Origin of the sequence: Wolbachia endosymbiont of Nomada ferruginata (assembly GCF_001675785.1) — a bacterium.
GTDB lineage: Bacteria > Pseudomonadota > Alphaproteobacteria > Rickettsiales > Anaplasmataceae > Wolbachia > Wolbachia pipientis.
This window is the reverse complement of sequence record NZ_LYUY01000067.1, coordinates 1-7840: the sequence shown is the minus strand read 5'-3', so window position 1 is coordinate 7840 and position 7840 is coordinate 1. Positions and strand designations below refer to the sequence as shown.

8 protein-coding genes are annotated in these 7840 nt (G+C 36.9%); 5 read left to right on the top strand and 3 right to left on the bottom strand.

Annotated features, from left to right (window positions below):
* Positions 1 to 318 precede the first annotated feature (318 nt).
* Complete coding sequence (ppdK, locus tag BA053_RS04420; protein ID WP_174525432.1) at positions 319 to 3054, top strand: pyruvate, phosphate dikinase; 2736 nt, start codon at positions 319 to 321, stop codon at positions 3052 to 3054.
* A gap of 10 nt (positions 3055 to 3064) precedes the next feature.
* Entirely contained in the window at positions 3065 to 3328 is a 264-nt protein-coding gene (locus BA053_RS07390; RefSeq protein WP_156518106.1) for a hypothetical protein, read from the top strand.
* Between the two features lie 75 nt (positions 3329 to 3403).
* On the opposite strand, the gene BA053_RS08070 is transcribed toward BA053_RS07390, so the two are convergent.
* Both BA053_RS08070 and BA053_RS08065 read right to left on the bottom strand, forming a co-directional pair.
* On the bottom strand, positions 3404 to 4180 hold the full coding sequence (locus BA053_RS08070; RefSeq protein WP_245611466.1) for an ankyrin repeat domain-containing protein: 777 nt from the start codon (positions 4178 to 4180) through the stop codon (positions 3404 to 3406).
* Between the two features lie 50 nt (positions 4181 to 4230).
* Positions 4231 to 4677 carry a hypothetical protein gene (locus BA053_RS08065; RefSeq protein WP_245611066.1) on the bottom strand — a complete coding sequence of 149 codons (447 nt, stop codon included), beginning with the start codon at positions 4675 to 4677 and terminating at the stop codon, positions 4231 to 4233.
* Positions 4678 to 4801: 124 nt separating this feature from the next.
* Between BA053_RS08065 and glpX the strand changes: the two genes are divergently transcribed.
* Positions 4802 to 5728, top strand: coding sequence for a class II fructose-bisphosphatase (glpX, locus tag BA053_RS04410; protein WP_065106804.1), 927 nt, complete (start codon positions 4802 to 4804; stop codon positions 5726 to 5728).
* Positions 5729 to 5809: 81 nt separating this feature from the next.
* Positions 5810 to 7210: a hypothetical protein gene (locus BA053_RS04405; RefSeq protein WP_082941415.1), complete on the top strand. Its 1401-nt coding sequence runs from the start codon at positions 5810 to 5812 to the stop codon at positions 7208 to 7210.
* On the opposite strand, the gene BA053_RS08715 is transcribed toward BA053_RS04405, so the two are convergent.
* The gene (locus BA053_RS08715) at positions 7171 to 7497 is read right to left on the bottom strand and encodes a hypothetical protein (protein ID WP_245611065.1); all 327 of its coding nucleotides are present in this window, start codon (positions 7495 to 7497) and stop codon (positions 7171 to 7173) included. The two genes, BA053_RS04405 and BA053_RS08715, sit on opposite strands and share 40 nt — an antisense overlap.
* On the opposite strand from BA053_RS08715, the gene BA053_RS07380 reads away from it, so the two are divergent.
* Positions 7491 to 7628: a hypothetical protein gene (locus tag BA053_RS07380; protein WP_156518105.1), complete on the top strand. Its 138-nt coding sequence runs from the start codon at positions 7491 to 7493 to the stop codon at positions 7626 to 7628. The two genes, BA053_RS08715 and BA053_RS07380, sit on opposite strands and share 7 nt — an antisense overlap.
* Positions 7629 to 7840 lie beyond the last annotated feature (212 nt).

The following is a 7840-nucleotide window of genomic DNA, read 5'->3' as shown; positions in this document are numbered from 1 at the left end:
TTCGAAGGACCTTCCTTCATCTTCAATAAAGCTTCTCACAAACATTACTTTGTTTGTTACTGCAGCACACCATCATTCTTGGGGTCGAGAAATTTAGAAAGAGCCATAAAAAAAATTTTTAAATGTATCTTTATATTATATATTCTTATTGATAATAATTCAATAATTTGTCATCTTTTTTGTTAACTTTACTGATGTTGCCAGAAGGAACGTTGTTGCAAAATTTTGTAAAATTTATTATCCTAAGGTTTCAAGTTCTCACAGGTTTATTGGAACTATATGTACAATGTGTTTATCAGTGAAAATCCGGAGAAAATGATGGGGGAAAAGTTAATACATTACTTTAGCCAGGGTAAATGCGAAGGCAATGCAGAAATGAAAAATCTGCTGGGAGGAAAGGGGGCAAATTTAGCAGAAATGTGCAATGTTGACATTCCTGTTCCACCTGGTTTCACAATTTCCACCTCTGCTTGCAAAGTCTATTATCAAGACAATAGATCTTCTGTCATCCAAGTAGCTGACTACTCGGATCCAGAAAAAAATGTGGTCACGCACTGGAATGACATATGTAGTGGAATCAAAAACTACATGGCGATGCTCGAAAATGACATCGGTTGTAAATTTGGGGATTTAAATAATCCCTTATTAGTTTCAATACGCTCTGGTAGTGTTAGTTCAATGCCGGGCATGCTTGATACTATTTTAAATGTTGGTCTAAATGATGAAACCGTTGTTGGGCTTGCAAAAAAAAGTGGCGAACGTTTTGCTTACGATAGCTACTGCCGTTTCATCATGATGTACTCCAATGTTGTACTACAGCTTGATCATCACCTATTTCAAGATGTTGTTGATAATAAGCAGCAAAAGAGTGGAGCAAAAAGCTTAGCTGATCTTGATGTTGATGTTTTAAAGAGAATTGTTAACGATTTTAAAAAGATAGTATATGAAAAAACTGAGAAACATTTCCCGCAGAACGTTGAAGAGCAATTGTTAAACTCAGTTAATGCAGTATTTGCCTCTTGGAAAAATGATAGGGCTGTTTCCTATAGAAGAATACATAATATTCCTGAAAACCTTGGAACAGCGGTCAACGTGCAAGCAATGGTTTTTGGTAATTTAAATGATAATTCTGCAACTGGTGTGATATTTACACGAAATCCTTCAACTGGAGAAAAAAAGCTTTTTGGTGAGTTTTTGGTTAATGCTCAGGGTGAGGATGTGGTTTCTGGTGTTTATACTCCTATGCCAATTGACGGAGAGCAAAAAAACACCATGGAGAAGTTGCTGTCAAGTGTTTACCTGGAATTATGCGCAGTATGTGAAAAACTTGAAAGGCATTATAAAGACATGCAGGATATCGAATTTACTGTGCAGGACGGTAAGTTATGGATTTTGCAAACTAGGTCTGGCAAGCGTACGGCTGAAGCTGCTATTCGCATAATAGTTGATATGGTAAACGAAGGAACGATTACAAAGGAAGAAGGAATATTGAGAATTGATCCAAAAACTTTTGACAATTTGTTGCATCCAGTTCTTGACGTTAAGAGTGACCAGAAAGTAATAGGGAAGGGACTGCCGGCTTCTCCAGGGGTTGCTTCTGGATATGTAGTGTTTAGTGCAAGTGATGCTGAAAAAGCTGCAGAGCAGGGTAAAAAAGTGATTTTAGTAAGGTCAGAAACGAGTCCTGAAGATATTAATGGAATGAATGCTGCAAGTGGCATAGTAACAGCACGTGGAGGGATGACCTCGCATGCTGCTGTTGTAACTCGTGGAATGGGTAAGCCTTGTATTTGCAGTGTGAGTGGACTTTATATCGATAAAGATGGAACTTTCTTTTCTGTGTGGGATACAAAAGTAAATCAAGGTGAACCAATTACCATCAACGGAGGAACAGGGGAAGTTATGCTTGGCATTCTTCCTACAATTTCACCTGAATTATCGCAAGAATTCAAAACGATAATCAACTGGATAGATGAAATTAAAACGATCAAAGTGAGAGCGAACGCTGATACTCCAAAAGATGCAAAAATTGCAAAAGAATTCGGTGCAGAAGGCATAGGCTTATGTCGCACAGAACATATGTTTTTCGCTAGTGATAGAATCGAATTCATTCAAAAATTGATAATAGCTGATGATGAAAATGAAAGGACAAATGCATTAAATAAACTCGAAGAAATGCAAAGGTCTGATTTCAAAGAAATATTTTCTATTATGGAGGGCAGGGAAGTCACTATACGTTTGCTTGATCCACCTTTGCATGAATTTTTACCCAATAATCAGTCTACTATAGAAAAAATTGCTAAATCACTGAATAAGTCAGTTGAATCAGTAAAAAATAAAATAGCACAGTTATCGGAAAAAAATCCAATGCTTGGCCATCGAGGTTGTAGACTTGCCATTTCTCATCCTGAAATATATAGCATGCAGATTAGGGCAATACTTAGTGCTGCAAGTGAATTAAAGAAAGAAAAGAAGATAGAAGTGGAGCCTGAAATCATGATTCCTTTTATCATGAGCGAGAAAGAATTTATTCTGATATGCGAGCTAGCAAAGAAAGAATCCTCTGTTATCTCAGCTGGGATCCAGACGCAGATTCCAGCGTCACGCGCTGGAATGACATCAGACAAGGCTTATTCAATTGGAACGATGATAGAACTGCCACGAGCGGCACTGATTGCTGATAAGTTAGCAAAACATGCAGAGTTTTTTAGTTTTGGCACTAATGATTTAACGCAAACAACCATGGGACTTTCAAGAGATGATTCAGTTAATTTCCTTGATTCTTATAAGGAAAGCAACATATTCGAAAACGACCCATTTGAAGTGCTGGACATCGAAGGGGTAGGGGAGTTAATCAAGATGGCCATTGAAAGAGGCAAAAAAACCCGAAAAGAAATAAAACTGGGTATATGTGGAGAACATGGTGCAGATCCAGGATCTATAGAGTTTCTCATCGAATCAGGGGTGGATTATGTTTCATGCTCACCCTATAGAGTACCGATTGCAAAGTTAGTGGCAGCACAGTTTAGCATAAAATCTAAGTTTGTTGGGTAAGTGAAAAACATTGGACCGCCTTGTGGAGCTCTATCATTCAAGTGCTCCTTTTTTTGTCATTCCCATGCGTGACACACAACTGTACGAACATCGTGATTTGAGAGCAATCTTCATAAGGGAGGATGTCATCCCAGTGCCCAGACACTGGGATCCAGTTTTCCATGCAATCTCGCAAAGACATTTGTTTGAGTATAAGACAGCTACTTTTACGCTCACCAGTTCAGTGTGCTTCTACAATAAAATTTCTGGATGCCAGTGTCACGCACTGGCATGACACCATCTGTTGTGCGAATTACCTCAACAAAAGCAAATGTTCGTACAGTTATGTGTCACGCACTGGCATGACATCCTATATTTTTACAACTTGTGAATTTACGTGTTCAACTTTATTTTCTTCCATTTCTCTATAGCTTGGTAATGTAGAATTTTTTATATGCAACCCGGTATATATTGCAACCAAAGCAGCTATAATACCACAAACTATAGCACCAGCCACAGATGGAACCATCACAGCAGCAGCAATGAATAATCCTGTAACAACAACTCCAACAACATCTTTTGTCAATGAGGTGTAAAAATCCTTTTTGCTCTCTTTATATTTAGTTTCTTGTTCATTTGGCATAGAAAATTGAGCATCTACAAAGCCGTTAGCTTTATTATCATTATTTGGTGTGGCAGTTTGCTTAGTATTTGTTTCCTCTGGTATTACAGGCGTTTTATTTTTGTTATTATGATTATCACCATTGGTACTGGTTAGAGGAACTGTTGCTATAGGTCTACTACCAATGTTCCCATTACTGCTGCAAGGTTTTGCTCTGTTTTCTTCATTAAGCTTACCACTATTCAAGAACGCATTAACAATTTCAGTTTTACCTACCTGTATGGCCACTTCTAAAGCCTCTTTCCTGTTTGCAGGACTCACGTAACCTAAAATTAGCTCAACTTCTTGGACATTACCTTGAACAATAGCAGAATTCAAGGCATGCAATTTTTCTTCTTCATTAAATTTGCCACTATCCAAAAGTACCTTAACAACGTCAGCTTGTTTTGTTATTGCAGCTATATCCAATATAGTCCTGGAAGCAGTATCTGTAAGATGGATTACAGCATCTAAATCTGTAAACAATTTTACAAAATCTAGAAATACGCTACGATCGCCGGTAATATTGGACTCTCTTACAGCATTTGCAAACGAGTCAAAAATTGCCGAATTTGTTTTTTTCCTTGTATTAGTTGCCCGTAAAGTACTTCAGCAGTCATACCAGGGTTTATGGAGTTACTAGAATCTACTTCATTGCTGTCTGCTTTATTTTCTCTTATATCAGGTGTGTTTTGCTCCTCTTCTTCCTTGTTTATTGCTGCGGTTATTTGCTCTTGTTGAAGGGGTTTACACCCATTTTGGAGGAGAAAATCCTTAACGCGTGTGTTGTTATTTTCGGTTGCATGTTTTAGAAGTAAGTCTTCTAATGAATTGTCTCCTTCACATTTATCTTGGAAATTAACTTCTTTCCACTTTGGTTCCTTTTGCAAATCTTTAAGACTAGCAATTCCCTTATCATCATATTTTACAATTGTAGCTATCTTTCGATACAACTCTCTAATATCATCATTACTATATATCATAACTAAACCTACTACTATATGTTAGTTTATTACAGCAACTTTCCCAAAACCAGTCAAGACATATTGCAGTTTCAAGCAGCATGATATATATTCAATGCTTTATTTATAGTTCTTAAAGCAAATGATGGAAGATTTAGCCTATAAATTAGTTAAAGTGACCGAAGCTGCGGCGCTTGCTGCATATAAACTAGCAGGCTTCGGCGATGAAAAAAAGGCTGATCAGGTTGCAGTTGATGCCATGCGTACAGTATTAAATTCAATGGAAATAAATGGTACTATCGTAATTGGTGAAGGTGAGAGAGATGAAGCGCCGATGCTATATATTGGCGAGAAGGTTGGCACTGGAAATGGTCCTGAGATTGACATTGCTGTTGACCCACTTGAAGGCACTACAATCTGCGCTCACTACAAACAGGGGGCAATGTCTGTTCTTGCTGCAACGAAAAAAGGTAATTTTTTACATGCACCTGATGTTTATATGGAAAAGATAGCGGTAGGAAAAAATCTTCCAGAGGGTGTAGTCTCACTAAAAAATAGCATTGAAAAGAATCTAGACAATTTAGCCAAGGCAAAAAAATGCAAAGTGAATGATCTCGTGGTAACTGTACTTAAACGTGAAAGGCATGGTGAATTAATAGAGAAAATCAGGAAATTAGGAGCAAAAGTTAAACTAATAGATGATGGTGATATTGCGGCCGTAGTTTCACTAGTAAATGGCAATCATGATATGTATATCGGTATAGGAGGAGCACCAGAGGGAGTGCTTGCGGCTGCAGCGCTAAGCTCTATCGACGGACAGATGGAGGGAAGATTAGTACTTGATACGGATCAGTTAAGAGAAAGAGCAAAAAATTTAAATATTGATGACCCAGAAAAAGTCTACGCCGTAAAAGATATGGCAAGAGGTGAATCAGTGTTCATTGCAACTGGAGTAACAAGCGGAGAACTTGTGGATGGAGTTAAATTGAATCATAATACCTATTCAACTAATTCTTTAATAATTCTGCCTAATAGGCTGATAAAGCTGCAAACAATGCAGAACTTATGTTAGCTTTTTTAGTTTCTAATTTTAGCTTTACAACATTTAGCATTAAGATATAATCAAGTTTACTTATAACAATAGAGGTGTGAAATGTTTTCTAGTATTATAAATCTATTTAATGGTTTGTACAAAAATTCGAGTACCAAGGAAAGTGAAGAAAAGTTGACTCTTCTATCTCCTCAAGCAAATCTTCAATTCGATGAGATTCAGGTACAAAGTGTGCTCTCAGATTTTGAGGAATTGGAGTTTAAGGATAATAAGTGTTTTGACAAAATAGCAGACGATTATGAAAAGAAGGGGGAGAGTGCCCTTTTTAACTATGTAATATTGAATAAGCGGAAAGAAATAATCGATATATTAGATAGGAATCTTCCTCTTCTCGAAGAACAGGAGGAGTTTAGAAAGAAATATAGTCAATATGTTCTTCAAGTTGACAAAGGAATGAGTTATGGAAAAGAACTTCAAGATGGACTTCGGTCTTTTAAAGATAGGGCAGAAGAAGTGTTATCAGATTTTGAAAAATTGAATTTCAATTTTAAGGATAATAAATGTCAAGATTCTTCTGATTCTGTAAATTATAATAACGGCCGGCCAGCAGATCCATTTGAAAAAATAGCAAACTATTATCGACGGGAGAAGGAGAGCATTTTCCTTTTTAACTATGTGGTATTAAGTAAGCAAAGAGAAATAATGGATATATTGGATAAGAAGCTTACTTCTAAAGATCAGGAGGAGTTAAAAGAAAATTTTAAAAAGAGGTTGGGTAGATATCTTCTTCGAATTGACGAAGGAATGAATGATGCAAAAGAATTTCTAAACGAAGATGATCTAACTGGTTTCTTTGATGGATGTTATTGGCCAGACAAAAAGGCAGGACATCTTGTTAATCATTATGATAATCTTAGTATTAATATTACTAAACCTGGACAGAGTTTAGAAACTAGTCGTCTTTTTAGCAAAAAAACTAAAAGGATGGAAACAATTAAAAATGAGGTACAAAGGGTAAAAATATACAGTAATGATAAAAGAATAGTAACAATTGAGAAGAATGAGAAACAACAGAGGAACTACTCCTTTACAGAATTTGCAATATGTGACATCGAAATTAGTTGGGGTGCAAAAGATGAATCTGGAAAAGACCTTAACTGTACTGTTGTTCTAAATATAAATTTAGGTCAAGTTAGTATTAAAAAATCAACTATTGACGGTAAAGATGTTGAACCAAAGAAAATTTTAGAGTTAGCTAAGCAAAACGAGGCTGTGCTTATAAAAGGTAAAGCTTTACATGAAGTTTTAGCAGCACATTTCATTAAGCAAACACCATGTGAGGAAAAGAAGGATACGCAATCGCACGAGAATATTGTTGTACCTGGTTCTGGTGCACCTCGCTCGGCTATTGATGAGGAAATAACTGTAGAGCATCCGTCCGGGAAAGCGGCAAATAAAGATAATCATAGAGAAAATGTGAGTTTACAACAAATGGTGCCATGAAAGTAGCTGATACATAACTGTACGAACGTTTGTTTGCGAAGAAATGTTATAGCAGGTTTTGCCTCAAACACAAAGGTGTCATTCCAGTAGCCTCCTTCCCCTGTCATCCCAGTGCCCAGACACTGGGATCCAGGAAACTTAATTGCAAGCAATGCATTGGGTTTGGTGAGTATGGGTTTTGCGTTATAGAATGAAGCACTTTTGGTGAATTTATAAAGAAAACTGGATTCCAGACTGGAATGATACCATCTTGGATGGAAACCAGTGTCTGGGCACTGGGATGACATCCTCCCTAGTGGATTCAAATCACAATATTCGTATAGTAAGCACTGACCACTTTTGCTTCAATATTTGCGATGCCCCTGAGCAGATACAATTATTCTATTATCAGGAGGATGCCGTTAATCGCCTTGTATGATGCTACTTGTAACACTTATACCCTGAACGGAGACAGTTTAGGCTGTTATGCCTGGCGGCTTTATTGAAATAAGTTTTTCAACACTGCTAACAATAAAGTCAGTTATATCGTCAGCTACCTTATCGAATTTATTGTTTAGAGGTTGTCCGGAAACAAGTAAAAGGCTATAATATCTGAAATTTTAGTACGGGGTAAAGATGAGAAAAAAGTAT